This is a genomic window from Herbaspirillum sp. Sphag64, assembly GCF_014192645.1.
GTDB lineage: Bacteria > Pseudomonadota > Gammaproteobacteria > Burkholderiales > Burkholderiaceae_D > Herbaspirillum.
In genome coordinates this window covers 109301-134794 of record NZ_JACHYE010000006.1, presented here as the reverse complement: position 1 = coordinate 134794, position 25494 = coordinate 109301, and the positions used below count along the sequence as shown (strand labels likewise).

At 58.4% G+C, this 25494-nt stretch carries 23 protein-coding genes; 4 read left to right on the top strand and 19 right to left on the bottom strand.

All coding sequences use genetic code 11. The annotated features are described in order from the left end of the window. Positions 1-17 precede the first annotated feature (17 nt). Positions 18-1625, bottom strand: coding sequence for a nitric oxide reductase transcriptional regulator NorR (gene norR, locus FHW66_RS11960; RefSeq protein ID WP_183380030.1), 1608 nt, complete (start codon positions 1623-1625; stop codon positions 18-20). Positions 1626-1865: 240 nt separating this feature from the next. Here norR and FHW66_RS11955 point away from each other — a divergent pair, with 240 nt between their 5' ends. Next, positions 1866-4556, top strand: a complete 2691-nt coding sequence (locus tag FHW66_RS11955) for a DNA translocase FtsK (protein ID WP_183380029.1) — start codon at positions 1866-1868, stop codon at positions 4554-4556. A gap of 30 nt (positions 4557-4586) precedes the next feature. Here FHW66_RS11955 and FHW66_RS11950 read toward each other — a convergent pair whose 3' ends face one another. The 3 genes from FHW66_RS11950 to FHW66_RS11940 form a co-directional block, all read right to left on the bottom strand. Next, positions 4587-5225, bottom strand: coding sequence for a CYTH domain-containing protein (locus FHW66_RS11950; protein WP_183380028.1), 639 nt, complete (start codon positions 5223-5225; stop codon positions 4587-4589). Between the two features lie 136 nt (positions 5226-5361). After that, positions 5362-5577 (bottom strand): hypothetical protein, encoded by a 216-nt coding sequence (locus tag FHW66_RS11945; RefSeq protein WP_183380027.1) that lies wholly within the window; start codon positions 5575-5577, stop codon positions 5362-5364. A gap of 110 nt (positions 5578-5687) precedes the next feature. Further along, on the bottom strand, positions 5688-6581 hold the full coding sequence (locus FHW66_RS11940; protein WP_183380026.1) for a LysR substrate-binding domain-containing protein: 894 nt from the start codon (positions 6579-6581) through the stop codon (positions 5688-5690). A gap of 129 nt (positions 6582-6710) precedes the next feature. Here FHW66_RS11940 and phnX point away from each other — a divergent pair, with 129 nt between their 5' ends. The 3 genes from phnX to FHW66_RS11925 all read left to right on the top strand — a co-directional run bounded on the left by phnX (position 6711) and on the right by FHW66_RS11925 (position 9958). Continuing rightward, complete coding sequence (gene phnX / locus FHW66_RS11935; protein ID WP_183380025.1) at positions 6711-7538, top strand: phosphonoacetaldehyde hydrolase; 828 nt, start codon at positions 6711-6713, stop codon at positions 7536-7538. A 428-nt stretch (positions 7539-7966) separates the two neighbouring features. Further along, positions 7967-9634, top strand: a complete 1668-nt coding sequence (locus tag FHW66_RS11930; RefSeq protein ID WP_183380024.1) for a PAS domain-containing methyl-accepting chemotaxis protein — start codon at positions 7967-7969, stop codon at positions 9632-9634. A 126-nt stretch (positions 9635-9760) separates the two neighbouring features. Further along, positions 9761-9958, top strand: a complete 198-nt coding sequence (locus tag FHW66_RS11925; protein WP_183380023.1) for a hypothetical protein — start codon at positions 9761-9763, stop codon at positions 9956-9958. Positions 9959-9996: 38 nt separating this feature from the next. On the opposite strand, the gene FHW66_RS11920 is transcribed toward FHW66_RS11925, so the two are convergent. The 15 genes from FHW66_RS11920 to FHW66_RS11850 form a co-directional block, all read right to left on the bottom strand. Then, a complete protein-coding gene (locus FHW66_RS11920) occupies positions 9997-11484 on the bottom strand; it encodes a cobyric acid synthase (protein WP_255458937.1) in 1488 nt (495 codons plus the stop codon). Then, on the bottom strand, positions 11481-12485 hold the full coding sequence (cobD, locus tag FHW66_RS11915; RefSeq protein ID WP_183380022.1) for a threonine-phosphate decarboxylase CobD: 1005 nt from the start codon (positions 12483-12485) through the stop codon (positions 11481-11483). Before cobD ends, FHW66_RS11920 begins: the two co-directional genes overlap by 4 nt. Then, complete coding sequence (cbiB, locus tag FHW66_RS11910; protein ID WP_183380021.1) at positions 12478-13461, bottom strand: adenosylcobinamide-phosphate synthase CbiB; 984 nt, start codon at positions 13459-13461, stop codon at positions 12478-12480. Before cbiB ends, cobD begins: the two co-directional genes overlap by 8 nt. Next, entirely contained in the window at positions 13461-14042 is a 582-nt protein-coding gene (cobU, locus tag FHW66_RS11905) for a bifunctional adenosylcobinamide kinase/adenosylcobinamide-phosphate guanylyltransferase (RefSeq protein WP_183380020.1), read from the bottom strand. Before cobU ends, cbiB begins: the two co-directional genes overlap by 1 nt. A 20-nt stretch (positions 14043-14062) precedes the next feature. Next, positions 14063-14719, bottom strand: coding sequence for a 5,6-dimethylbenzimidazole synthase (gene bluB / locus FHW66_RS11900; RefSeq protein WP_183380019.1), 657 nt, complete (start codon positions 14717-14719; stop codon positions 14063-14065). Next, positions 14716-16047: a cobyrinate a,c-diamide synthase gene (locus tag FHW66_RS11895; RefSeq protein WP_221196987.1), complete on the bottom strand. Its 1332-nt coding sequence runs from the start codon at positions 16045-16047 to the stop codon at positions 14716-14718. The genes bluB and FHW66_RS11895 overlap by 4 nt, the downstream gene beginning before the upstream one ends. After that, entirely contained in the window at positions 16044-16646 is a 603-nt protein-coding gene (gene cobO / locus FHW66_RS11890; protein WP_183380017.1) for a cob(I)yrinic acid a,c-diamide adenosyltransferase, read from the bottom strand. The genes FHW66_RS11895 and cobO overlap by 4 nt, the downstream gene beginning before the upstream one ends. A gap of 24 nt (positions 16647-16670) precedes the next feature. Continuing rightward, a complete protein-coding gene (locus FHW66_RS11885) occupies positions 16671-17855 on the bottom strand; it encodes a GTP-binding protein (RefSeq protein WP_183380016.1) in 1185 nt (394 codons plus the stop codon). Beyond that, positions 17852-19417, bottom strand: coding sequence for a precorrin-3B C(17)-methyltransferase (cobJ, locus tag FHW66_RS11880; protein WP_183380015.1), 1566 nt, complete (start codon positions 19415-19417; stop codon positions 17852-17854). The genes FHW66_RS11885 and cobJ overlap by 4 nt, the downstream gene beginning before the upstream one ends. 4 nt (positions 19418-19421) lie before the next feature. Beyond that, positions 19422-20255 (bottom strand): cobalamin biosynthesis protein, encoded by an 834-nt coding sequence (locus FHW66_RS11875; RefSeq protein ID WP_183380014.1) that lies wholly within the window; start codon positions 20253-20255, stop codon positions 19422-19424. Between the two features lie 2 nt (positions 20256-20257). After that, the gene (gene cobM, locus FHW66_RS11870; protein WP_183380013.1) at positions 20258-21091 is read right to left on the bottom strand and encodes a precorrin-4 C(11)-methyltransferase; all 834 of its coding nucleotides are present in this window, start codon (positions 21089-21091) and stop codon (positions 20258-20260) included. A gap of 61 nt (positions 21092-21152) precedes the next feature. Continuing rightward, positions 21153-21887, bottom strand: coding sequence for a precorrin-2 C(20)-methyltransferase (cobI, locus tag FHW66_RS11865; RefSeq protein WP_183380115.1), 735 nt, complete (start codon positions 21885-21887; stop codon positions 21153-21155). Between the two features lie 65 nt (positions 21888-21952). After that, the gene (gene cbiD, locus FHW66_RS11860; protein WP_183380012.1) at positions 21953-23137 is read right to left on the bottom strand and encodes a cobalt-precorrin-5B (C(1))-methyltransferase CbiD; all 1185 of its coding nucleotides are present in this window, start codon (positions 23135-23137) and stop codon (positions 21953-21955) included. Then, positions 23124-24767 (bottom strand): precorrin-8X methylmutase, encoded by a 1644-nt coding sequence (locus FHW66_RS11855; protein ID WP_370543452.1) that lies wholly within the window; start codon positions 24765-24767, stop codon positions 23124-23126. Before FHW66_RS11855 ends, cbiD begins: the two co-directional genes overlap by 14 nt. After that, positions 24764-25471 (bottom strand): cobalt-precorrin-7 (C(5))-methyltransferase, encoded by a 708-nt coding sequence (locus FHW66_RS11850; RefSeq protein WP_183380011.1) that lies wholly within the window; start codon positions 25469-25471, stop codon positions 24764-24766. Before FHW66_RS11850 ends, FHW66_RS11855 begins: the two co-directional genes overlap by 4 nt. Positions 25472-25494: the final 23 nt, after the last annotated feature.

The window sequence follows — 25494 nt, the reverse complement described above, 5'->3', positions numbered from 1 at the left end:
GGCTCGATAAGCCGGTTTTACTTCAAGCCCAGCCGACGCGCCAGGCGATTGAGATTGGCACGATCAAGCCCTAGTTCGCGGGAGGCCGAGGCAACATTGCCGCCATGGCGTGCCAGACAACTGGTGATCAACTGGCGTTCATAAGCATCCACAGCCTCGCGCAAGGTGTAGCCGGTCGTCAAATCAAGCTCATTTTGCAGAGGTGGTGCGAGTGTCTCGTTTGACGTATCTGGTGCGTCTCCGGTTGGCACATCTGTCTCAGGTAAGGCTCTATCCCGGCTTTCTGACATCAGCCCAAGATCTGTTTCACTGAGCAAAAGCGTGGATGGACGCTGGGCATGTTGTCCCAGCGCCTTGTGGACGCTACGCGTGATCAGATATTCCAGCTCGCGCACATTGCCCGGCCAGCTGTAACCGAGCAGCGCCTGCTGCGCCTCCAGTGCGAGCCGCAAGCCCTGCAAGCCGAGCCGACTGCGGTTTTCTTCCAGAAAATACTCGGCCATCAGCAGGATATCCTGACCACGCTCCCGTAACGGTGGCACCGCCAGTGAATACACGCTCATGCGATTGAACAGATCAGCCCGAAACCGCCCTTGTCTGACCTCTTCGGCCAGATTGCGGTGACTGGTCGCAATGACACGTACGTCCACTTTGTGTTCATCGTCAGAACCGACCCGCTGAATCTGGCCGCGTTGCAGAACCTGTAGCAACCTTGCCTGCACCGGTAAGGGCAAGGCCCCGACCTCATCGAGGAACAAGGTACCCCCATCGGCGAGCTCAAACTTGCCACGCCGGTCGCCGGCAGCCCCTGGGAAAGCTCCCCGTACATGCCCAAACAGCTCACTATCAGCCTGAGTCTCAGGCAAGGTGACGCAATCGATACTGATGAAAGGTTTGCGCGCCCGCAAGGAAGCCGCATGGATCGCATTGGCGACCAGCTTCTTGCCAACCCCGATCTCACCACTGATCAATACCGTCACATTGCTCGACGCCAACAGGCGGACTTCCTTGAGCATGCGCTTGTGAGCGGCGCTCTGACCGAGTGGCTCGCGCTGACTGTGATTGGAGGCCAAACGATAGACCTCGGCACGTGCCCGCTCTTGGGCGCTCGCTTCAGCCAGACTATGCAATTGCTCTGCGGCACTGACTGTCGCTGCCGCCAGACTGGCAAATGATTGCAAAGTCCCGATGTCGACCCCGTCGAAAGAGGTTTGCCCCACCGCATCCAGCGTCAGCAAACCCCATGGACGACCGCTCATGGTGACCTGCACACCCAGACAATCTCGGGCGGTAGGCTCGCCGCTCTTGCACTGAAGCAAGTTCTCGTAAGGGTCTGGCAACGATGCGTTAGGTGGAAAGCGGGTCGGAGGAATGTTCGATAGCATTGCCCGAAAACGGGGATGTTCGTTGATCCGGAAGCGTCGCCCCATGGTGTCGCTGAGCATGCCGGTAATCGCCAACGGCACCAATACGTCGCCATCAATGCGCAGAAAAGCGGCCGCATCGCACGGAAAAAGCATACGCAGGGTGTCGAGCAAACGTCGGTATCGTTCGCTATCGGGTAATTCCCGCGACAAGTCCGTCATCAGCGGTAACAAGGCATCAAGCAGGAGTTTTGGCGTCATTTTTGCGCTATTGAGTCAATTTGACCCGAGTCAATATAACTCGGTATATTTTTAAGTCTTTGATTGTAAATAATTTTTTAATCCCTTATTACAAACTTGCCGTACCAAACTTTTCAACGCCATACCATGCATTCACCAGCAGGAGATTACTGCCACGTTAGCGATATAGCAATGACGATGGCATGCGACTTGGCAGAACTAAAATTGCTGGCGACACGCGGCTTCCTGTAAACTTGCGGGATGCGCATATTTTTAGTTAATTGGTTCGGCTGGTCGTCCGTCTGGATCTTGCCGTTGTTGGGCAGGATCGTGTTGTCGCTGCTGGCAGGCCGTGGACTTGCTGGACGTGGTGCCATCCGGATCTGGCTTGGCACCTTGTTGCTACTGTGCGCCAGCAGTGCCATCGAAGCGCAACTGCGCAGTCAGGGCGGTTCCACTCTGGAGACTGTCACCGTTGGTCAGGCACTGGCAATGGGGCTGGGCAGTATTGTGGGCAAATTACTCAGTCTGTCGTTGTTCGTTGGTGGCTGCCTGCTTGGTCTGTTCTGGCTGTTTGGACGACCGCGTCAAAGTGACGCAGATGAAGAAATCCGTGAAGTGCGGGAGCATGCCTTGCCGACGCAAGCATCGGTACCGCGTCGCACCCAGATTTTGCCAACCCGCGCGACAGCGCCCTTACCCGTCAGCAATCCCTCTAAAAACGAAGGCACAGCGCCAGTCGTAACCCCCTTTGATTATCTGCAGCGGCGCCGCGAACCTGCTCCAGCGAGTCCGTTTGACCCAATTCCCCGATCAATTGAAAAATCGCGCTGGCCTAAGCTGCCAACACAGCAGGAAGAACCAAGAAAAGTCGCACGTCCGGCCTCTGAATGGGCACCCTTTGAGCATCTGCGGCCGACCGAGGCCATGCTGGCAAGATCCGGAGGCAACCGGGCAACCCACGAAGCACCGGCCGAAACTCAGTTGCCGGCAACACAGCCAATGGTCAAACCGGTCACCCGCCCAGCGTCCCCGATAAATCAGCAACAACATCGCGTGCGCGTCAGCAGCGTCAGCGATAGCGGCAATGCCATCACAACTTCCCTGCGCGCAACATTGCAAGCGCAGATGCCGCCGGTGCCTCCTGTGCCGCCGGTCGTCGCAGCACATCCTGATAACAGCGTGAATAGCCTGCCGTCCGCGCCAGCCGCTCTGGCATCAACCTTGATTGCCAATGAGAAATCATTGAGCGTTCCAGAAACAGTCTCTATCGCAGCGTCCGTTTCCGTTCCTGCCGGCACGAGCGTATTTGCGCCGCAGCCGATCGCGGTGCCGGCAGCAGACCTATCCCCGGTGTTCGAGTCTGCGCCAGCGCCGATGCAATTCCACAACTGGACCATGGCGCCGAGCGCCGCAAGCAACCTCAACCAGCCTGTTGCTGCAAGAGAAACTGCACCATGGCAGTACAACAGTATCCCGCTGCCCGATATCGGTCTACTGGATCAGGGGCATGACGCGCCGGTTGAAATGGACGCGACGCAATTACAGGAAATTGGCCAACTGATTGAGCAAAGGCTCAAGGAGTTCAAGGTCCCCGTGACCGTCCTTGGCGCTTATGCAGGTCCTGTAATCACCCGCTTTGAGATTGAACCGGCGCTGGGCGTGCGCGGTGCGCAGATCGTCAACCTGATGAAAGATCTGGCGCGTGCCCTAGGGCTGACCTCGATCCGGGTGGTCGAGACCATTCCCGGCAAAACCTGCATGGGACTGGAACTGCCTAATCCCAAGCGGCAAATGATCCGGCTGGCCGAAATCATCCGCTCTGACGCCTATACCGGTTCCGCCTCGCATCTGACCTTGGCAATGGGCAAGGATATTACGGGTGTTCCAGTGGCCACCGATCTGGCGCGGGCACCGCATATGCTGGTGGCCGGGACGACCGGTTCAGGCAAGTCGGTCGCCATCAATGCCATGATTCTGTCGCTGCTCTACAAGGCAACGCCGGACGATGTCCGGCTGATCATGATTGACCCGAAAATGCTGGAACTGTCGGTCTACGACGGTATTCCACATCTGCTGGCACCGGTGGTTACCGATATGAAACTGGCAGCACACGCGCTGTCGTGGTGCGTGGCCGAGATGGACAAACGCTATCGGCTGATGTCGGCGCTGGGGGTGCGCAATCTGGCAGGTTACAACCAGAAGATCCGGGATGGCATTACCAACGAGAAATACGTCAAAAATCCGTTCTCGCTCACGCCCGATGCGCCTGAACCTCTTGATCCATTACCGATGATCGTGGTGGTGATTGATGAATTGGCCGATTTGATGATGGTGGCCGGCAAGAAGATCGAGGAACTGATTGCACGGCTGGCGCAAAAGGCCCGCGCTGCCGGCATCCATCTGATTCTGGCAACCCAGCGCCCTTCGGTGGACGTGATTACCGGTCTGATCAAAGCCAACATCCCGACCCGGGTGGCGTTCCAGGTGTCATCCAAGATCGACTCCCGTACCGTGCTTGACCAGATGGGGGCCGAAACCCTGCTCGGCCATGGTGACATGTTGTTCTTGCCGCCGGGTTCAGGCTATCCACAACGGGTGCATGGCGCATTTGTCTCGGACGAGGAAGTGCACCGCGTGGTCGAACATCTCAAGTCCTACGGTGAGCCTCAGTATGAGGAAGCCATTCTCGCTGGCCCGGCCAGTGAAGAATCACAGCAGGGTGAAATGTTTGGCGATGCCGGAGAGGAAGCCGATCCACTCTATGACGATGCAGTCGCCTATGTCACACGCAGTCGGCGCGCGTCTATTTCATCAGTGCAACGCCAGTTCCGTATCGGCTACAACCGGGCCGCCAGACTGGTGGAGCAAATGGAAGCGGCAGGCATCCTCTCATCGATGTCCAAGAGTGGTGGTCGCGACGTGCTGGCGCCACCACCTCCCGATCTGTGAACGCCGTTGTGCGTAGAAAACGCAAGAAGATCAGAGCGAGCTGTCCTGTTGCGGGAAACGCAGGGCGAAACCACGCTGTGCTTTGCTGATATTACTCGGCTGCAATGGCAGCAATTGCCGTAATTCTTGCGAAAATGCCAACAGCACCGGTAACTGTCCTTGTTTCAATTCCAGCTCAATCTCGCAGATCGGTGCAGTGGACTCCCCTGCACTGACTTTGCCCTGATCCAGCGCCAGCTCGACGACGGTATCCTGCGCCAGATGCAACATCCACGCCGTACGTTCAAAGTCGGTGGTAAACAAGGGCTGCAAGCGTTCTACCAGACCCGGCTGTGCAAGGATTGCCTTCGCCGCAGGCTGATCAATCAGCGGCAACAGGGACTCCAGCTCCAGCGCTGGCCCGGCCACTTCACTCTCCCATTCATGGCGTTGATGCAAACCAGCGGCAGCACCACCGCCACCCTTGAAGGTCTGAATCCAGGCATGGGGCGTCTTGCGCACACGTAGCGCTGAGCGATGGTGCTTGAGTGTCAGCTCAGGCGTATCAAAATAAGTGCTGAGCAAATGCTCGGTTGTTGGCGGCTGTGGTGCGCTTTGTTGCAGCAGCGGCAAGTTGCACAAGGTAATGACATCGCTAGCGGCGACGCTGAGTTTGAGTTCGATTTCCATGCCCGGGAGTTTACCCTGAAGCGGCAGGTTTCACGTAATTTGCCCGTGAACGTTGTTGCGCTTAATTTGCGCCTGATTTGGTCGTGCAAATGAACACGGCAGGCACAGGGCCTGCCGTATAAGAGGATATGGTGGGTCAAACCCGATAAATTTTTTCTCCGGTCTGCACAATCTTGAATTTGGCATCCGACAGCGGATCCAGCGCCCTTCCATCTGCCAGCTGGTAGGTTTTCTGCCCCAATGCGGCCAGACTCTCGGTACCGGCGACATCATCAATCGGTGTCAGATAGACCTCGACATGGTAAGCACCGCCTGTCTTGCCTTTGGCATCAAACTTTTCAACCAAATCCATATGCGTCTCCTCGTGGTGTTTAGTTGCGGGTAATGCAGTGATAACAAAGATAGCAGATTTAGCCGCTTGTGCCAGCGATGATTGCGGGTTTTCACGAAAATCTTGTGCTGCTACGCAGCATCATGCTCCGGTAGCATCGCAGCACTGGCAGGCGCCACCTGCCGCAAAAAGGATGCGACCAGCCGACTGTCCTTGCGCTCTGCAAGGCAATACAGGTAGGTATGGGTATTGACCGGATCGCCTTCAATACGAATGACCCGCAACCGGGCATCGGGCACAAACTCGGCCTCCGATACCGTTCCCAGCCCGATGCCACGCGCGACCGCTTCCCGCAAAGCTTCCCGACTACCGATTTCCATTACCACACGCGGCATCACGTCGGCTTCCTTGAGTACCTTTTCCAGTGCCAATCGGGTAGTTGAGCCCTGCTCGCGCATCACCATCGGTTGCCCATGCAACTCCTGCAGGGTAATCACCTCCCGTTTGGCCAGCGGATGATCGACATGGGCAAACACCACGACCGCATGATCGGCGTAAGGCACCGAATGAAAGCGCGGATCATCATTAAAACTAGCCAATACCGCCACATCCGTTACATAGTTGCCCAGATCGGCCATGGTTTCAGCCGAATTGCCCATGCGGATCGAAAGCTCGACATGCGGATACTTGCGCCGGTAGGCATCCACCATTTCGATCACGTGAAATGGTCCGACCGCACCTATCTTAAGATGACCGATATTGAGCGCACCAGCGTTGTACAGCAGGTTATAGGCATCCAGCTCCAGCTCGGCAATACGCTGCGCAATCGGCATCAAGCGTTGACCGGTTTCACTCAGATCAAGCCGTCGTCCGCGTCGGAAGAACAATTCCACATTGTGTTGCCGTTCCAGCGCCTGTACCTGCGCAGTCAGCGTCGGCTGACTCACGCCTAACGCACGGGCAGCGGCACTAAAACCACGGTTACGGGCAACCGCCAGAAAGGCACGAAGCTGGGTGGGCGTCATCTATAGCTTTCCTCGATATCGGATCGATAATGTTGTGATTATATCGATAATAAGGGTGTAACAATCCTGCTTTATGCTTACGCACGAAGAGACCAATTGACACTATCCAACAATAAGAGAGAGCACGCCATGAGCCGTCCGCATCGTCCACTGACCACACTGCAGGCCGTCATCTTTGACTGGGCCGGTACGCTGGTCGACTTTGGTTCGCTGGCCCCCACCCAGATTTTTGTCGAAGCATTCAGCGGCTTTGGAATCAAGATTTCACTTAAACAGGCACGCGGGCCGATGGGTTTGTCAAAGTGGCAGCATATTCGCAGCCTGCTCAATGACCCGGAGATTGCCTACCAATGGCAGCAACAGCACGGAAAAGCGCCTAATGCCGCCGATATCGATGCACTCTATGCGCGTTTCATGCCGATGCAGATTGCCAAGGTTGGCGAGTATTCACAACCTATCGAGGGTGCTGCCAAGACGCTCTCATGGTTACGTCAGTACGGACTGAAAATTGGTTCCTGCACCGGTTATCCACGGCAGGTACTGGATGTGCTGCTACCACTGGCGGCAGCGCAAGGTATTGCCCCCGATCATGTTGTGGCTGGTGATGAACTGGAAGCTGGCGGTCGCCCCGGCCCCTATATGGCGCTGGCCAACATGCTGGCATTGAAAATCAGCCACGTAGCAGGCTGCATCAAGGTAGACGATACCGTCCCCGGTGTCGAAGAAGGTATCCGTGCCGGCATGTGGACGGTAGGGCTGTCGCTGTCGGGTAATGAAGTCGGCTGCACCCGGGCAGAATTAGCACAGTTGTCACCTCAGGAACGGACCGCGCTTAAAACACTGGCAGAAATCCGCCTGCGCGATGCTGGTGCGCACTACGTGATCGACTCCGTCAACGAGCTCCCCGCAGTAGTCGAAGCAATCGTTGCCCGTCTGGCTGCGGGCGAAAGGCCCTAAACGATTGATTTTGCTCCGCATGGGCAAATCTGTTGATCGCATTTCACCACTTCCTTGCCTTATCTCTTATGGGCTAACCGGCCCGCTTCCAGATTTCTCCCAGATACCTGGCACTATATAGACAGCCTGACATCAGCTGTCCCCCCTAAACTGATGTCGCATAAAAGTTCAAAAATGTAGTTTGACTGGCTGACAACAGCGCCCAGTGATACAGTTTTGACATCCGTATTCGTCATGCACCAGCGCGCAAGGCGACTAAACAAACAGAAAAAACAACAAACAAAAATAAAGATTTAAACAATTTACATAATTCTTTGATTTATTTGATTTATTTGATTTATTTGATTTATTCAGTATAATCGTTTTCGACATAGTGTAATTCACTTGCGGCGATACCTCCCGCACCAGTCTTGCCTTTAGGAATGATGATGAATATTTTCAAGTCCTCTGCCAGCCGTCGGCTACATGCACTGATTGATACACAAGCCGCAATCGAACTTGATCTGCAGGGCTACATCGTGAATGCCAATGCGCGCTTTTTACTGGCGATGGGGTATTTGCTGGAAGATCTCAAAGGTGCCCATCAGCGGCTTTTCATCGATCCCGACTATGCACAAAGCGGTGCCTACCGAGATTTGTGGGATGCCTTGCGACGCGGTGAGTCACAGGTAGTGGAATGTGTTCACATTACGCGTCGGCGTGAGCAGTTGTGGATGCAGGCGAGCTATCACCCGATCACCAACCGTCTTGGACAGATCTCCGGTGTCATGTTGGTAGTGCAAGACTTTACCCAGCGCAAGCTGCTCAACACCACCTTCGAGAACCAGCTCAAGGCGATCAGCCAATCGCAGGCGGTGGTTGAATTCGATATTCATGGCACCATCCTCAATGCCAATGAAAAATTCCTGACGATGATCGGCTATAGCCTGCAGGAATTACAGGGAAAACACCATCGGATGCTGGTCGATCAGGCCGAAGCAAACAGCACCGGCTACCGTCAGCTCTGGTCAGGTTTGCGGGCTGGCCAGTATCAGTCGGGCGAGTTTCGGCGTCTCCACAAGACTGGTCGCGATGTCTGGTTGCAGGCCAGCTACAATCCGATTCCTGATATTCATGGACGACCACGCAGCGTGATTGCACTGGCCACCGATATCACCGCCATGGTGAACCAGCGTAACCACGATGCGCTGCTCTCGCAGGTCACCTATGGCACTGATCAGGCGATCATCATCACCAATACCGAAGGCGAGATCGAGTATGTCAATCATGCGTTCGAAAAGCTATCAGGCTATCGCCTCAATGAAGTACTCGGTGAAAAACCGGGCCAGCTGTTGCAAGGCCCACTGACCGATGCCGATACCGTCCAGCACATGCACGCCTGCCTGAAGCGCCGCCAGGCCTTCCAGGTTGAGATCATGAATTACACCAAACATGGCGAGACCTACTGGAGTGCGCTGACGGTCAACCCGGTGTTTGACCGACAAGGTGCACTGCAACGTTATGTCTGCGTGCAGAGCGACATCACGCAAAGCAAACTCAAGGCGCAGGAAGATGCCATTCGCCTGGAAGCCATTCGCGCCACGACGCCCACCGTGGACTGGACCGCGCGTGGAGAGTTGATCAATGTGAATAGCCAGATGCTGCAGATTCTGGAACAACCCGGGATCACGGCAGCGAAAAAGATGCTGGAGGGTATCTATCGGGATGTAATGACCAGCATGTCAGCACAACAAATGCATCAGGGTATCGGCTGCGAGTTCGAGTTCAGCGTGAACACCGCCGGTGGTCTGGAAAAATGGCTCAAAGGTACACTCAACCCACTTAGGGATAGCACCGGCACGCTTGCGGGCGTCACCATGTACGCGATCGACATTACTGCTCAGCATCAAACATTGGCACAAATCCGCAGTGCCATGCAAAGCATCAATGGTCTGGCCATGCAAACCAGCGCACTTGCCATGCGCGCAACCATCGAAGCTGCCAAGGCCGGTGAAAACGGTCGGGGCTTTGCTCAGGTGGCCTCAGCCGCGCGCCAGCTGGCGCACGACTCGGCCGATTCAGCGAGTGAAATTGCGGCGTTGCTGCAGTCGCCCTGAAGCAACACACAGAGGGAATTGCATTCTCTGCGGCAAGCACGTCACTTTTGACTTATCCTGCTGAGTGCGCATTCGCGCACACCCGTGCTGCTTATGCCGTGCGGGGCAAGTGACCAAGGAAGCATCATGCCAAAGAAAGAAAAGCTGGACCCGGAAGTAGAAGCCCTGATTAATTGGTGCACGGAAGTCGAGAAGTTCCTCGTCAAGGGTGGCGCCACGCTGGCGCAGGCGCAGGAGCATATCGAGGAAGAGGTGGAGTGGTTCACCGACCTCTTCTACGAAGGATTGAGCCCGGAAGAAGCGGCACAGCAGGCACTGAGCTGAACACGTCAGATCAAAACTGCTGAATCAATGCAGGTCGATCAGAACCCTCGATTCAGCAGTGCCTGCAACAACGGTTCACACGTATCTGCCACCCGCTCCAGACTCAGTTCGCGCAGTGCGTTCAAGTCCACCGTGGCAGCACCTCCCAGTCCGGCCCAGGCAAACAAGGCCGAGAATGCCTGTGGCGTATCAAACATGCCGTGCAGATAACTGCCAAGAATCTGCTCATCGGCTGAACGTGCTCCCTCCGGCTTGTCTGCAATCACGAATGCCGGTCGCTCCAATGCCGGGCCGGTCGAACTCCCCATGTGAATTTCATAGCCGCTCACGCTGGCAGGCTCAGCGCCATCGCCAAAGGCGCACTGCCCTTGCACTTGCAGCAATTGTTTGTGCTGGGTCAATGTCGTTTGCATATCCAGTAAACCCAGACCGTCGGTACTCCCTGGAAGACCTTCGACACCGTGCGGATCATCGACCGTTTTCCCCAGCATCTGAAAACCACCACAGATCCCGATCACTTTACCGCCATAGCGTAGATGCCTTGCTATCGCCGGCTCCCAGCCCTGTTGCTTGAGCCACGCCAGATCGTTGCGGGTATTTTTGCTGCCCGGCAAGATGATCAGGTCAGCAGGGGGAATCGGCTGTCCGGCGGCGATCATGCGCAGATCAATTTCAGGATGCGCGCGCAAGGCATCGAAATCGGTGTGATTGCTAATCCGCGGCAACACCGGCACCACCACCCGGAACGCGCCTTTACCACTTTGACTGGAAGCAACCGCATCTTCCGCATCCAGATGCAGCCCGTGCAAATACGGCAACACTGCTAGCACTGGCTTGCCGGTGCGCTGCTCCAGCCAGTCCAGCCCCGGTTGCAACAGACTGATATCGCCCCGGAAACGATTGATCACAAAGCCGATCACCCGCTTGCGCTCAGTTTCAGACAAACAATCAAGGGTTCCCACCAGATGCGCGAAAACTCCGCCGCGATCAATATCGGCCACCAGAATGACCGGACAATCGACTGCCTCGGCAAAGCCCATGTTGGCAATATCCCGGGCGCGCAGATTGATCTCGGCCGGACTACCCGCGCCCTCCACCAGCACCACCTGATATTGCCCGCGCAAACGCTGGTAAGACTCCAGCACTGCCGCCATGGCAGTCGTTTTGTAGTGGTGATAATCGCGTGCATTCATGTCGGCGCGTACCTTGCCATGCACGATGACCTGCGCCCCGGTATCACTGGAGGGCTTGAGCAGGATCGGGTTCATGTCAGTATGCGGTGCCAGCCCAGCAGCCTGTGCCTGCAAAGCCTGAGCCCGGCCGATCTCGCCGCCATCGGCGGTAACAGCACTGTTGAGCGCCATATTCTGCGGCTTGAACGGCACCACCTTGATGCCACGGCGCAACAACAAACGGCATAGTGCGGCGACCACGGTGCTCTTACCGGCATCCGACGTCGTGCCCTGCACCATCAGGGTAGGAAATGGAAGCAAGGGTACCTCTGAAAGTCGTGATTGCTGACTCATCGCGACCATCCTTGGAGTGCGCTCTCCAGCCGCTGCCAGCCAGCTTCATCCGGCGGCAGACCAAGCCGGATACCGCCAGCACCTCGGGTGAATAATCTGACCCAGATGCCTTGTCGCGCCATCCAGTCATGCAAAGCCGGGGCAGCCGGCTCCGGCCACCATTGATAGAGTGCGCTGCCGTTGGAATCAATAGCATGCCGAGCCAGCAAACGCGATAGCCGTTCCCCTTGCGCCAGCAGCCGTTCACGCATCTGCGTCTGCCACGCCAGATCGCGCAAGGCGGCAGTGCCGATCTGCTGCGCAGGACCACTGATGGACCATGGCCCCAGCCACTCCTGCAACGCCTCTAGAAGTGATGTCGCAGCGGCCACAAATCCCAGTCGCGCACCTGCCAGTCCAAAGAACTTGCCCACCGACCGCAGCACGATCAGACCCGGCTGGACGCCAGCCATGGCCGCAACGCTGGTGTGCGGCGTGGTATCGGCGAAGGCTTCATCGACAATCAGCCAGCCACCACGTGCCGCCAATTGCTGCGCCCAGTCGAGCAGCGTTGCCGGTGGCACCGTGGCACCGGTCGGATTATTGGGGTTGCAGACCAGCACCACGTCCGTTTCCGCATCGGCGATGGCGCTCTCAAGCAGCGCATAGGGAAGCTCGGCAACCGTATGTCCGGCCTGCTGCCAACGGTAAGCGTGCTCGGCATAGGACGGTGCGGCCACCACAACCCGTGCCATGCCGTGCTCGCGCAAGCGCACCTGAGGCAAGCCCTGAATTGCCGCTTGTGTACCGGCGACCGGCAATAGCTGATTGGCACCGTAGCACGCACAGGCTGCTTCAAGCAGCGCGCCGCTCGGTTCCGGCAAGCGGTGCCAGGCATCCGTCGGCAATGCTGCAACCGGATAGGGCCATGGATTAATGCCCGTCGACAAATCCAGCCAGTCGCGGCGGGCAATGCCGTAGTGCGCCACGGCATCGTTGAGGTTGCCTCCATGCTCAAGCAAGACTGCCTCCCATCATCAAATACACCAGACGCATCATGCCAACACCGGCGGCAATCAACACCAGCACGGTCAACCACAGCCAGGTGGTGCGCTGTACCAGCGACCAGGCGCGATCGATATCGTCGGCCATGGGACGCGGTCCGGCACCCAGCAGCGGGCGATCTTCCAGCGCACCGTGATAGACCGCCGGACCACCGAGCGACAACTCCAGTGCGCCGGCACCAGCGGCCATCACTGGCCCGGCGTTCGGGCTGCTCCATGCCCGAGCCTGAGTACGCCAGCACTGACGTGCGACTTCCCAGTTACCGAGCATGCCGTACGACAAGGCCGTCAACCGCGCGGGAATCCAGTTCAAGGCATCGTCGATTCGTGCTGCTGCGCAGCCAAACACCAGCAGACGCGGCGTACGATAGCCCCACATAGCATCAAGGGTATTGGATAAGCGGAACAGCAACGCACCGGCACCACCGCTGACGACAAACCAGAACAGCGTACCAAAGACGGCGTCATTGCCATTTTCCAACACCGATTCGACAGCAGCCTTGGCCAGATCGCTTTCATCGAGCTCACTGGTATCGCGGCTGACGATGCGTGCCGTCAGCGCACGTGCGGCAGCCAGATCGCCGTCTTTGAGCGCCTTGGCAATCGGCAACACATGATCACCCAGACTGCGCAAACCCAGGCAGAAATACAGCAACAGGATTTGCCAACCGGCGGCCAGCCAGAGTGACTGACGGCCCAGCACAATCCCGATCCACACTACCAATGCAACGGGCGGCAAAACCGCCAGCGCCCATGCGCACAAACCGACCCAGCGCCTGCCAGCGGGCCGGTTCAGGCGTTGTTCAATGGCGTTGGCAAGACGGCCGAAACCGACCAGTGGATGCCAGCGCCGTAGCTCGCCCAGCAACCTGTCCAAAATCACCCCTGCAGCGCTCAGTGCCGCGACCACGAATAAACCATGCAGAGCCCACATCACACACCTCCCTTGAGGCTCAGTGGCAATCCGGCCGCCACCCAATGCACCCGCTCACATTGCGCGGCAATGGCTTGATTCAGACGTCCGGCTTCATCCACGAACCAGCGCGAAATTGCCCCCATCGGCACGATCCCCATACCGACCTCATTCGAGACCAGCACGATGTCGCCGGGCAGCGTGCGCAATGCCTCCAGCAGCGCTGCACGTTCTTGCACAAACCGCGCTGGCGGTGTGATGCGCCCAATCTCGGGATAGTCTTGCTGCGTGCTGAACAGCAGATTCGACAGCCATACCGTCAGGCAATCGACCAGCAGCAGATTATCTGCCCTGCTATGGCGGGTGATCGCCGCCCCCAGCGCCAGTGGCTCCTGTACAGTACTCCAGCGTGGATGGTCTTGCTGGCGGCGCTGTTGATGCTGGACAATCCGTTCCTGCATTTCGCTATCGGCGTGCTCCGCACCGGTAGCGGTGGCGATATAAATGACAGGCTTGCCACTGGCCGCTGCCAGTTGCTCGGCATGGGCGCTTTTACCGGAACGGGCGCCGCCAAAGATCAGACTACGTTGTGCTTGCATCATGGCATCAGTTGTGTGATGGGTCAGCGCGGTTGCCGCTGGCCCCAGGTATCAGAAAAAATCAGGTCATCGAGCTGCTGCCGGCCGGCCCAGCCTTCCTGCTCCAGCATTGGCCGCGCATAAAACTCTTGCACATGGCCCAAACAGAGGATCGCGACCGGCTTGGCGCCTGCTGGCATGTGCAGCAGCTGCGCCAGCTGCGCGGCATCAAACAGCGACACCCAGCCCATGCCCAGCCCTTCCGCACGGGCGGCCAGCCACATGTTCTGGATGGCACAGGCGACTGAAGCCAGATCCATTTCCGGCAAGGTGCGGCGACCAAAGATGTGCGGCTCACGATCAGGCATCAGCGCCACCACGATGACTTCACCACAGTCGCGGATACCCTCAACCTTCAGACGCATGAATTCATCTTCGCGCTGTCCAAGTGCCTGCGCGGTCAATACCCGCTCCTGCTCGACCAGTGCATGGATGTCATTGCGCAGTGTCGGACTGGCAATCCGCACAAACCGCCAGGGCTGCATGAAGCCCACACTCGGGCCCAGATGGGCTGCATGCAACAGCCGCTGCAACAACGCCGGATCAACCGGATCAGGCAGAAAATGGCGGACATCCCGACGTTCGGCAATGGCGCGGTAGACCGCATCGACCTCGGTCTGAGGATAACGATGACGACTCATGCTCGCCCCTGCTGAGGTAGGAACAGACTCGCCGTGGCCTGCGGCGAGGAAGCAAAACAGGCATGCAGATAGCTGGCGGTGATGCCATCACGACAAAACACACGCTCGCCAGCAGAACTGGCAAACAAACGCTCGCCCACGCTAAAGGCTGGCAAGTCGGTGGTGATATTGGAGTAATGAAAGGTATGACAGCGCAACGCACCGGCAGGCAGCCGCATAGTCTGATAACCCAAGCCCTGCAAGCGCGACTGCAACACCGCCTGCCCGGGCAGAATCCCAAGCATGGCAGCACTGTCGCCGTGCTGATCGGTCAGGCGTTCCAGCAGGTAGAGCATGCCACCACACTCGGCATATAAACGCTTACCGGCGACACAATGGGCCTGCAAGGCTTGCCGCATAGCAACATTGTCTTGCAATGCCTGCAGATGCAGTTCAGGGTAACCACCGGGCAGATAGACACTGTCTGCCTCCGGCAGGGCGTGATCCTGTAACGGCGAGAAAAAATGCAGCTGTGCACCGAGTTGCTGCAAGACATCCAGATTGCTCTGGTACAGGAAGCAAAAGGCAGCATCCCGCGCCACGGCAATATGCTGACCCTGCAACAGCGGCGGCAGTGTGGACAAAGCAGCAGGAGCAAAGTGGATATCTTCCGGTAGCTGGGCCAGCGGTAATTTTCCAACGACGTTTGCTGCCGCATCCAGACGTTGTTCCAGATCGGCCACTTCGGCCGCCGGCACCAGCCCAAGATGACGCTCCGGCAAGCTGAAGCCACACTCACGCGGCATGCCGCCGAGCCACGCCAGATCGGCAGGCAAGCCCTGTTGCAGCATTTCAGCATGTCTAGCACTGGCGACGCCGTTAGCAAGCACGCCAGCAAAGCACAGTCCAGGACGATAATGTGCCAGTCCGTAGGCAATTGCACCCAGGGTCTGAGCCACACCGGCCACATTTACGACTGCAGCGACCGGCAGCTGCAACAAGTCCGCCAGATCGGCACTGCTGGGTTGGCCGTCGAACAGGCCCATCACCCCTTCGACCAGAATCACATCGGCTTCACCTGTGGCCTGATGCACCAACGCACGACAAGCCTGCTCGCCCATCATCCACAAGTCCAGCTGATACACCGGCTGACCACTGGCCTGCGCCAATATGCTCGGATCGAGAAAATCAGGCCCGGTCTTGAATACCCTGACGCGCCGTCCCTGCCGGCGGTGCCAACGCGCCAGCGCAGCCGTGACTGTGGTCTTGCCATGGCCTGAACCGGGCGCACTGATAAATAGCGCCGGAGTGGCATGACTGGCATGAGTAAGCTGTTGCGACACCGTCAAAACTCCACGCCGCGCTGGGCCTTGATGCCCTGCTCCTTGTACGGATGCTTGATCGGACGCATTTCACTCACCAGATCCGCCAGTTCAATCAGTTGATCTGGCGCATGACGACCAGTTACCACAATATGCAGCATCTCGCGGCGTCCAGCAAATACGGCCAGGACCTCCTCCAGCGGCAGATACTGGTATTTCAGAACGACATTGAGTTCATCAAGGATCACCATGTCGTAGCTGGGGTCGGCAATCATGCGCTGCGCTTCGGCCCAGCCACGGGCTGCTGTTTGCATGTCGGCTTCGCGATCCTGGGTATCCCAGGTATAACCGGCGCCGACGACATGGAAATCACATTGCGGATGGCTGCCCATAAAATCGCGTTCGGCGCTATACAAGGCGCCCTTGATGAATTGCACCACGCCCAGCTTCATGCCGTGGCCAAGAATGCGCATGCCCATGCCAAAGGCGGCACTGGATTTACCCTTGCCATTGCCGGTATTGACGATCAGCAGGCCCTTCTCTTTCTGAGCAGCGGCTTTTTTCTTTTCAAAGCCTTCCTTATGGCGCTGGGTCATGCGCTTATGGGATTCGGGATCGGTCTTCATCGGGTCATCCTTTTCATTGATTTCTTATTTCCATTCCACGCCGGTGGTCTCGCTGAGCACCGCCGCAATCTTGCTGCGGCTCAGGTGATAACCAATGAAGACCAGCTCCGAGATGGTGCTCACAGACTGTTTTTCCTCTTTGGCATCTTTGGTCTCGGCCGCGAGATGGATACGGGTGCGGACACCTTGCAGCAACTGCCGACGATGCCCATGCCCGGCAGCAATGCTGACAAAGCCCTTGGTGCGCAAGACTGGCTCCAGACGCGCCGCTGCACAGACGGCACTGATCAGTGCGTCGGCCGGTTGCGGCGTCTGGCTGCGCAGCGTGAACGACATCCAGCCCGGGTCTTGTTCGTGGAAATGCTTATGCGTCGCCAGTCCGTGGGTATGCGCGCCCAACCCTGAATGGGCATGCCCATTGAGCCGGGACTGGTCAGCCAGCACACGGGCATCAGCACCTGGCATGGAGACCGGTGTATAGCTATGCTGATGGGACTTTTCAGTCGCCTGGTGCAAACGCAGGCCAAGCGCGAGACGAATATCCAGATGCGCCTGATACGCCAGTTCCAGAAAGCGCACATTGGGCGCACCGGCGCGTACTTGTCGCTCTGCGGCCAGCAATTGCTCCTCGTTGAGGCCGTCAATCTTGTTCAGTACCACCACGTCTGCGTATTCGAGCTGAGCCGCAAACATATTTGCCACGGCCTGATCGGAAGCAGGCGATGCAGCGTCAATCGCTGCCGCTTCAAACTGGCCTGCCAGCATTAACGGCGTATCGACCACCGCCAGCGTGGCATCGAGGATGAAATACGGAGCCAGCGCCTGTGATTGCAAGCGCTCCATCACCGCGGTTGGCAAGGCCAATCCGGAGGTTTCAATCAAGATGTGGTCAATCTGCGCGCGCCGTGCTGCCAGTGCCAGCATGGTTGGCTCAAACAGGTCATCGTCACCATAGGCGATCAAGCCATAGGCGAAGTCATGAATCTGCACCTGCGCAACATCCTTGCTGTCAGCGACACCGCTGCGCATGAGGTCACCATCAATGGCAACTTCACCAAACTCATTGATTAGCAATGCCAGCCGCCGGGTTTGGCGACGCTTTACCAGGCTGCGCAGCAAGGTCGTTTTGCCGACCCCCAGAAAACCGGTGACGATGGTCACTGGCATTGGCTGGGCCGGCACTGCTGGCATACGCACTGCGTCACTCATGTGGCCGGTGCTCCCGCCAGCAACGCGGCAGCCTGTGCACAGGCATGCTCGAGGGAGGTCGACTGCAAGGGATAGCTGAGCACTGGCCGACGCACCGTCAGTAAAGGAATCGCCAATGCATGCGCCGCGTCGACCTTGGCCTGATAACCGCCAGCATCGCCAGAATCCTTGGTCACCACGCAGTCAATCTGCCAGTCTTGCCACAGCGCTCGATTAAAGCCAGTAGAAAACGGTCCCTGCATGGCGCAGATGTGGCTACGTGGGATGCCCAGATCCAAGGCTCGCTGCAAGAACTCCGGTTCCGCAGTCACGCGCACGAACCATTGCCGCTCGTGCGCACCCGGTGCCTGCAGGAAGCTGGCCAGATCCTTGGAACCGGTCGCCAGAAAAATCCGCTTACCGCGCGTCATTGCCTGTTCGGCGGCGGCTGCCATGTCGTCGCACAGCAAGGCATCGGCAGCGACTGCACTGGGACGCTCGTAGCGCAGATATGGAACCGCCAGGCTCTCGGACAGGCCCATCAATTGCTCAGACATGTGGGTCGCAAACGGATGGGTCGCATCCACCAGCAGGCGCGCCCCGTGTTTTTGCAGCGCCTGCTTGCGTGCCTCGACCCCTTGCCGGCCAGCCCAGACGGTGACACCCGGGCAATCCTGTGCAGCCAGCGTGCCGCCGTATTCAGTCGCAGTAGAAACCACTACCGGCACCCCTTGTGGACTGAGTTGTGCTGCCAGTTGCGCCGCCAGGGCATTACCGTCGCTGGTACCGGCAAAAACCCAGATAGCCTGCTCCGGCAAGGCCACTTCTATGGCCTCAGCCTTGTCTTCCTGCCAGTCGTTGTAACCACGCGGTGTAAAGATATACCCGCGCTTGCGCTGGGTGAAGCGATTGCCGATGACGATGCTGGTCAACATGTCGAACTGCAGTCCCGGGAGTTCATCGAGGCGGTGAATACTCACCTGCTGTCCCGGCCGATAAGCATTCCTGACCACGCCACACAGGGTATGCGGTGCCTTCGATTCCAGCATCAGTTTGAGAATGCGATAGACCCCCTCTTGCCGGCCGGCACTTTGCACGTTGTAGAGCACGCATGCCAGATCAGCCTGGGCGATATGACGGGCGCGGGTTTCGATCCACTCCCACGGACACAGCAGATTGGACAGGCTCAGCGTGGCGAAGTCATGCGACAACGGCGAGCCCAGCAGCGAAGCGCAGGCATTGGCTGAGGTAATGCCGGGAATCACGTTGACGGCATAGTCATCGTCTTCGCGCATCTCGTCAAAGGCCAGTGCAGCCATGGCGTAGATACCGATATCGCCACTCGAAATCAGCGCGACTTTCTCCCCCTGCCGCGCTTTTTCAATTGCCAGCAAGGCACGTTCGCGCTCCTGCGTGAGCGGTGGCGAATGAATTTCCTTTCCTTCGATATGCGGCGCAATCCAGCGCAGGTACAACGCATACGCCACGATCACCTTACTGTCCTGCAACGCAGCCACAGCGCGCGGTGCGATCAAGTCTTCAAAACCGGGACCGACCGACACCAGATTCAATACTCCAGCCATCACTTTACTTTCCATCTTTCGATACATTGCTTAAGGGAGATGCCGGATCCAGCGGATCGGACATCCCAATATCTTCCACCACCGCCACGGTGACACCGTCGAGCGCCGTCTTGGGCAAGGCCAGCACACCACGCGGGCTGGCAATCAGGGCGCAGGGTTCGCACACGCCATCAACACCGACGTTCTGCTGCACCCAGAGGGACGGTTTGGTGACCCAGCCGCGTGCTGCCACCTCGGTGGCAGCAATCACCCGCAACGGCAGATCGTTGGCCGCACAAAAGCTGAGTAATCCGGGTTCCTCTGCCTTGAGGTCAATCGTGGCAATCTCGCGCACCTCGTGCAGATGGCGTCCCAGCAAGCCCAATGCATGGCTGACCGCAGCGGTAATACGCTCGACCGGGACCAGCTTGCGGCAACCAATGCCGATTACCAGCGGCTTGAGTGCTTCCGTCGCCGTCGTGACGACTGGTATTGCCCCCACCACATTGGCGACCCGATAAGCTAGCCGATTGGCACCGCCTTCGTGGCCACCCAGCAGCGAGACGGCAAAGCGTCCCGCCTCATCGAGCAATACGACGGCCGGATCGGTGCGTTTGTCTTGCGGCAAGCCTTCCAGAAAACGGACCGCCACACCACTGGCGGCGAGCATGATCCACTGCGTCTGATGCCGGTAAGCAGCGCGGAATTGCTGCTTCTGTGGCAGGCCCTGCTGCAACCAGGGACGGTATAGCGTGCCCCCCAACACCGCCTGCAAACGTGCGGCCAGCGCTTCGCACTCGGCGCGAACCAGCCAGATGCCCAACCCTTTACCGTCAGCAGTGGTTGACGCAATGTTCATGTTCAGACCTCGCCTCCGCCTGGATTGACTGCAATCTCGCCAGCCTCGTCAGCCGCCTCGTCAACTCCGGCCTTGTTCTTCTTGACCACCCGAAACAGGTGCGTGAACTCCTTGGAATACAGGCTGGACTCAACCTGCTTGCCCTTATCCAGCGCCGCACCAACCAGCATCATGGTCGTCAGGTTCCAGCTGCCGCGTTTGGTCTCCTCCAGCACGGTACCCAGCGTGCCCTGATAGGTGCGCTGATCGGGCCAGGTCGCACGATAGACCAGTGTGACCGGCGTCGTATCGGGATAGTGCAGGCGCAGGTCGGTGACGATTTTCTTCAGATGCGGTCCGGACAGGAAGATGCACATCGTCGATTGATGCTCGGCCAGACGCGCAATCGACTCCAGTTCCGGCACCGCCGACGCACGCCCTGAGACCCGCGTCAGGATCACTGTCTGCGACACCTCAGGCTTGGTCAGCTCGGCCGCCACGGTGGCTGCGGCAGCCGTAAACGAGGATACGCCCGGCACCACCTCGTAAGCAATACCGAGCGCGTCGAGTCGTCGCATCTGCTCGGCAGTAGCGCCATAGATGGCAGGATCGCCCGAATGCAGACGCACCACGTCGATATCTTGCTCACGCGCACGTTCATAACAGGCTTGCTGTTGTTCCAGATCAAGTTGGGCGGTATCGATCAGTTCGGTACCGGGCGCGCAATGCTGCAAGACCTCGGTGGGCACCAGTGAACCGGCATATAACACCATGCGTACGCTGCCCAGCAGACGCGCACCACGCAAGGTGATCAGGTCGGGTGCACCGGGACCGGCACCGACAAAATAGACTTTCATAGGCTAACCTTCATAGTATTTCTTTCCTGTGCTTGTGTTCGTGCGCTGGAATTGCCGTGCTTCATGATTGGTGTCGTCTTTCCAGCGCCGTCTTGCGGATCAGCAAAGTCGCCAGATAGCCACTGATGGCGTGATCGCGGTCACCTGCCTCCACCTCGCGCAGGTCGTTGGCAAGGACTTCACCGTCGAGCCCGATGCGCCGTGCAAAGGCGCAGTACTGGGCGATCCCCATGTTTTTCAGCAAGTCCAGCACCCACGGCAGGCGTGCACCGACCTTCATCAGTACCACGATGTCGTGGCTTTCAATCTCTTGCCGCAGTGCTTCCGGCGTTTCCGGGCATGGCAAGATCAGGGTCCGCTCCTTGCCCACGCCCAACGGCCAGTCCAGCGCCGATGCGGCAGCGGCATAGCTGGTTATGCCGGGAAAGGTGCGATGCGGAAACACTGGCAACAGATCCTGCAAGGCTGCCAGTACGTAACCATAAGTCGAATAAGTCAATGAATCGCCGATGGTCAGATAGGCTACGCTGCGCCCGGCTTGCAGATGCGCTGCAATCTCCTGCGCCAGTTGTGCATAGTGCTCGCGCAGGACGTTGCGGTCCGGGTCCATGTTGAACTCGACATCACGCAGGCGCTGCGGCTCCAGCACGATGCCTGCCAGACATTGCAAAGCCACCGACGTCTCCGCACTACGGGCGCGCGGTACGTAAATCAGGTCGGCCTGCTGCAATGCCTGCACCGCCGCGACTGGCACATAACCAGCCGGGCCGGGACCGACCCCGATGCCCCAGAACATGGCAATGCCGTTTTTGTTTGCTTCCGCATTCATCACATGACCCATTTCAGTGCTCACTTCATCACTCAAACATGCTCTCCCAGCAAATTGCCATCCAGATCAAACAGTCGTACCTCCAGACGCTGTACCGCTGGTACACGGGCCTGGGCCAACATGGCAATCCGCGCTTCGATGGCGCGCCATAACGCAACCGATCCGGGTTCATGCCGTAATCGTTCAATGGCCGCTTCGACGGTATTGGCCTGCTCGATATCGGCGATCAGACTGGCATCAAATCCCAGCGTATCAGCCAGCTCGCGTGCCATGCGTGCTACGCCGCCCATGGCCATGTTGCTCTTGCTGGAATGGGTATCCCAGACGCCGTCGAGCACCTTGGCCAGTTTGCCGGGATGACCGGCCAGCCACAATTGTTCCAGCGTCGCGCCCTGCTCGCTGAGCGCGGTCTGGGTGAAATCCAGCGCATCGCCGAGGAAGTTGGCAATCTGTACCGTGCGCGGCTCAGGCAGACCCAGCGTATCGCGCGCAAAGCTGCGGCCAATCTTGCCGGGCAAGTAGGCTACACAGGCCGCGATACCACCTGGGCGCACCGGGTCGGCCAGCGCTACCCGGACATACACTTCGATCGAGGCAATCCATGAAGCCAATGACATCGGCTCGACGATCCCCGAGGTACCCAATATCGAAATACCACCGACAATGCCCAGACGCGGGTTGAAGGTTTTGGTCGCAATCTGTTGGCCGTCTTCGCAACCGATGGTCAGATCAAAACCAGTGTTATCGGCGACATGCGCAAGACCGACATCCGCCAGCACTTCCTGCACCGCCAGCCGCATCATCTGACGCGGCACCGGATTGATCGCCGGTTCGCCCACGGCCACGCGCAAGCCCGGCTGAGTGGCCGTACCAACACCAGGGCCAGCCAGAAAACGCAATTCTCCGGTAGTGTTGCGTGTGACCTCTGCGAAAATGGTGGCTCCGTGAGTATTGTCCGGATCGTCACCGCCATCCTTGAGCACTTCGGCCCGCACCGCACCGGTAGGCAGTACCTGCAATGCCTGAATCGGCACCAGCAGATAATGCTTGCCGTCGGGCAAACTGACTTCGACCTTGCTCATGGCTTCGCCGCCGAGCAAACGTGTCAACGCCGCCTTGACCGCCGCGGTAGCGCAACTACCCGTGGTGCGACCACGTCGCAGACCATTGGTGGCGAGTACCGCGAGGTCAAATTCGGCGCGTTCAGCTTCCGCCATCGCCACTCTCGCTCTGTATTTCGCTCTGTGCTGCAATCACCTGCCCGATGGCATCAATCATCATCGCATTGACCACGGTGGCTGCCCAAGGCGACCCACCGCGCGTGCCGCTATTGGTGATGCGCGGCACCTGCAGGCAACGGCGCAGGTCATCCTTGCTTTCGCGGGTACCAACAAAGCCGACCGGCAAACCAATCACCAGCTGCGGCCGCCAGCCGTGGTCGCGAATCAGGCGGGTTGCTTCAACGATGGCGGTCGGCGCATCACCAATTGCCAATACCAGATTGTTGCCAAATTTCTCCCAGGCACGGCGAATCCCTGCCGCCGAGCGGGTAATGCCCTGAGTCTGCGCCATCAGATGGGATTCACGGTCATGTACGCCGCACCAGGTTTCGATCCCAAGCTGCTCGACCAGAGCGCGTTTGAGGCCGGTCTGGACCATCGTAACATCCGTGACCACGCGTTTGCAGCGCAGCAAGGCACGGACGCCTGCCTCGACAGCACCGGTAGAGAAGTAAATATCATCGACGGCATTGAAGTCACCGCTGGTGTGCACCAGCCGCTGCAAGACTGTCAGATGCTGTGCCGGGAAGCCCGACCAGTCGCGCCCAGCGGCAATGATCTCAAAGCTCTCGCGCTCAATCGGATGTGGCTCATAGGGTGGAAATACCGGTGCGGTCTCGACCTCCGGTGCGCGCTCCAGCAAACCACGCACCTGCAGGTGATGCGCCTGTTGCGGCTCACCCAGTTGCTGCTCGAACCCGACGATTTGCACGCGGTACTTGCAGAGTGTGCAATTCATTGCAGCACGTCCTTCTACCGCGTCGCGGGCGCGCTCCAGCATGACGTCAGCCAGATGACGATGCACCCCCAGATAACCGGCCTTGAGCACTTCCAGTTGCGGCTCACGCTGGGCCAGATCGTCGGCAGCGGCATAAATACGTTTGACCAGCACACCATCAAACAGGAAGAACGGCAGCACCACGACGCGTGCAAAACCGAGCAAGGCAGCTGCCCGCAAGCCATCCGCCACAAGTGGTTTGGCGGTGCCGGAATAACAGACGTAGACGCCACCAAAACCCATGCCCTCTTCCAGCATCCGGGCCATTTTGGAAACTTCGCCATTGGCATCCGGGTCAGTGGTACCGCGGCCAACCAGTACCAGGCAGGTATCGTCACGACGTACGGTGTGGGGCGAACTGGCTTCCGCCGCCATCACCCGCTCTTGCGCCAGTTGCAGTAATTGCGGATGGAGATTGAGCGCAGCGCCAAAATGGAAGTCAACCTGCGGATGCTCCTTGGCCAGTGCCAGTACTTCGGCAGGCATGTCGTTCTTGGCATGCCGTGCGGCCAGCAAGACGCCCGGCACAACCGCAACCTGTTTGCTGCCAGCGGCGATATTGGCTTCGACCGCCGCGCTGATGGTGGGGCTGGAAAATTCCAGATAGCCGTGCGTCACCACTTGCCCTGGTACGCGCTGGCGCACCAGTTCGACTAGCGCCTCAAATTCACGCACCGCGTCGGGGTCACGACTGCCGTGACCGGCCAGCACGATGCCATAGGGCGCTGCTGCTGATGATGATGCTAGCGATGCTGGGAGCGTCACTTCTGCGGCGTTCAGATTCGTCACGCAACCTCCGGTGGTGGTTCGATCTGGCTGGCCATGGGGACGTGGGTACGAATGAGCATGATGCTCATGTCGCTGAATTCCTTGGTAGCGCACTCGGCTAGCGTTCCGTGCCATTCAGCTTCAGCACGGGTCAGGTTTTCCCATACCTCAGTCGGATGGTCGGGCGCTACTCCCTGTTCCAGCAGATAAGCCGCAATGTGGAGCGGCATGAAGGAGCGTGCAGCGTCCCATGGGCAAGGAATCACGATGGCGTTACGACCATCCTTGAGTACATGCACCAAGTGGCGCTTAAAAGGGCTCAGATCACCGCGCCGGTGGAAGGTGATGAAACTGGTTTCGTCGAAACAGACCTTGGCACGCGATGCCAGAATTTGCGCCGAGGAAATCCCGGGCAAGGTTTCCACCGGATGACCGCAGGCACGTTCGACCCGCTCCAGATATTGAAATCCACTGAAGTGGATATCGCCCATGAACACCACGACACAACGTTTGCCGGCATGATGGGCAGCGGCAACCTTGTCCAGCTGGGCGACCTGATCGCGGTAATTCATCAGCACCACCTCAGCACTGGCCGGGATGATGCTTTGCACCACATTGACGACCGCGTCAAAGCCAGCGACGACATCGGCATTGCGGATCAACTCCGCACCGCGCTGGGTCAGGTAGCCAATATCGCCGGGACCGGCGCCGATACAAATAATCATGTTGCGTTTCCTTGAGGGCTCAT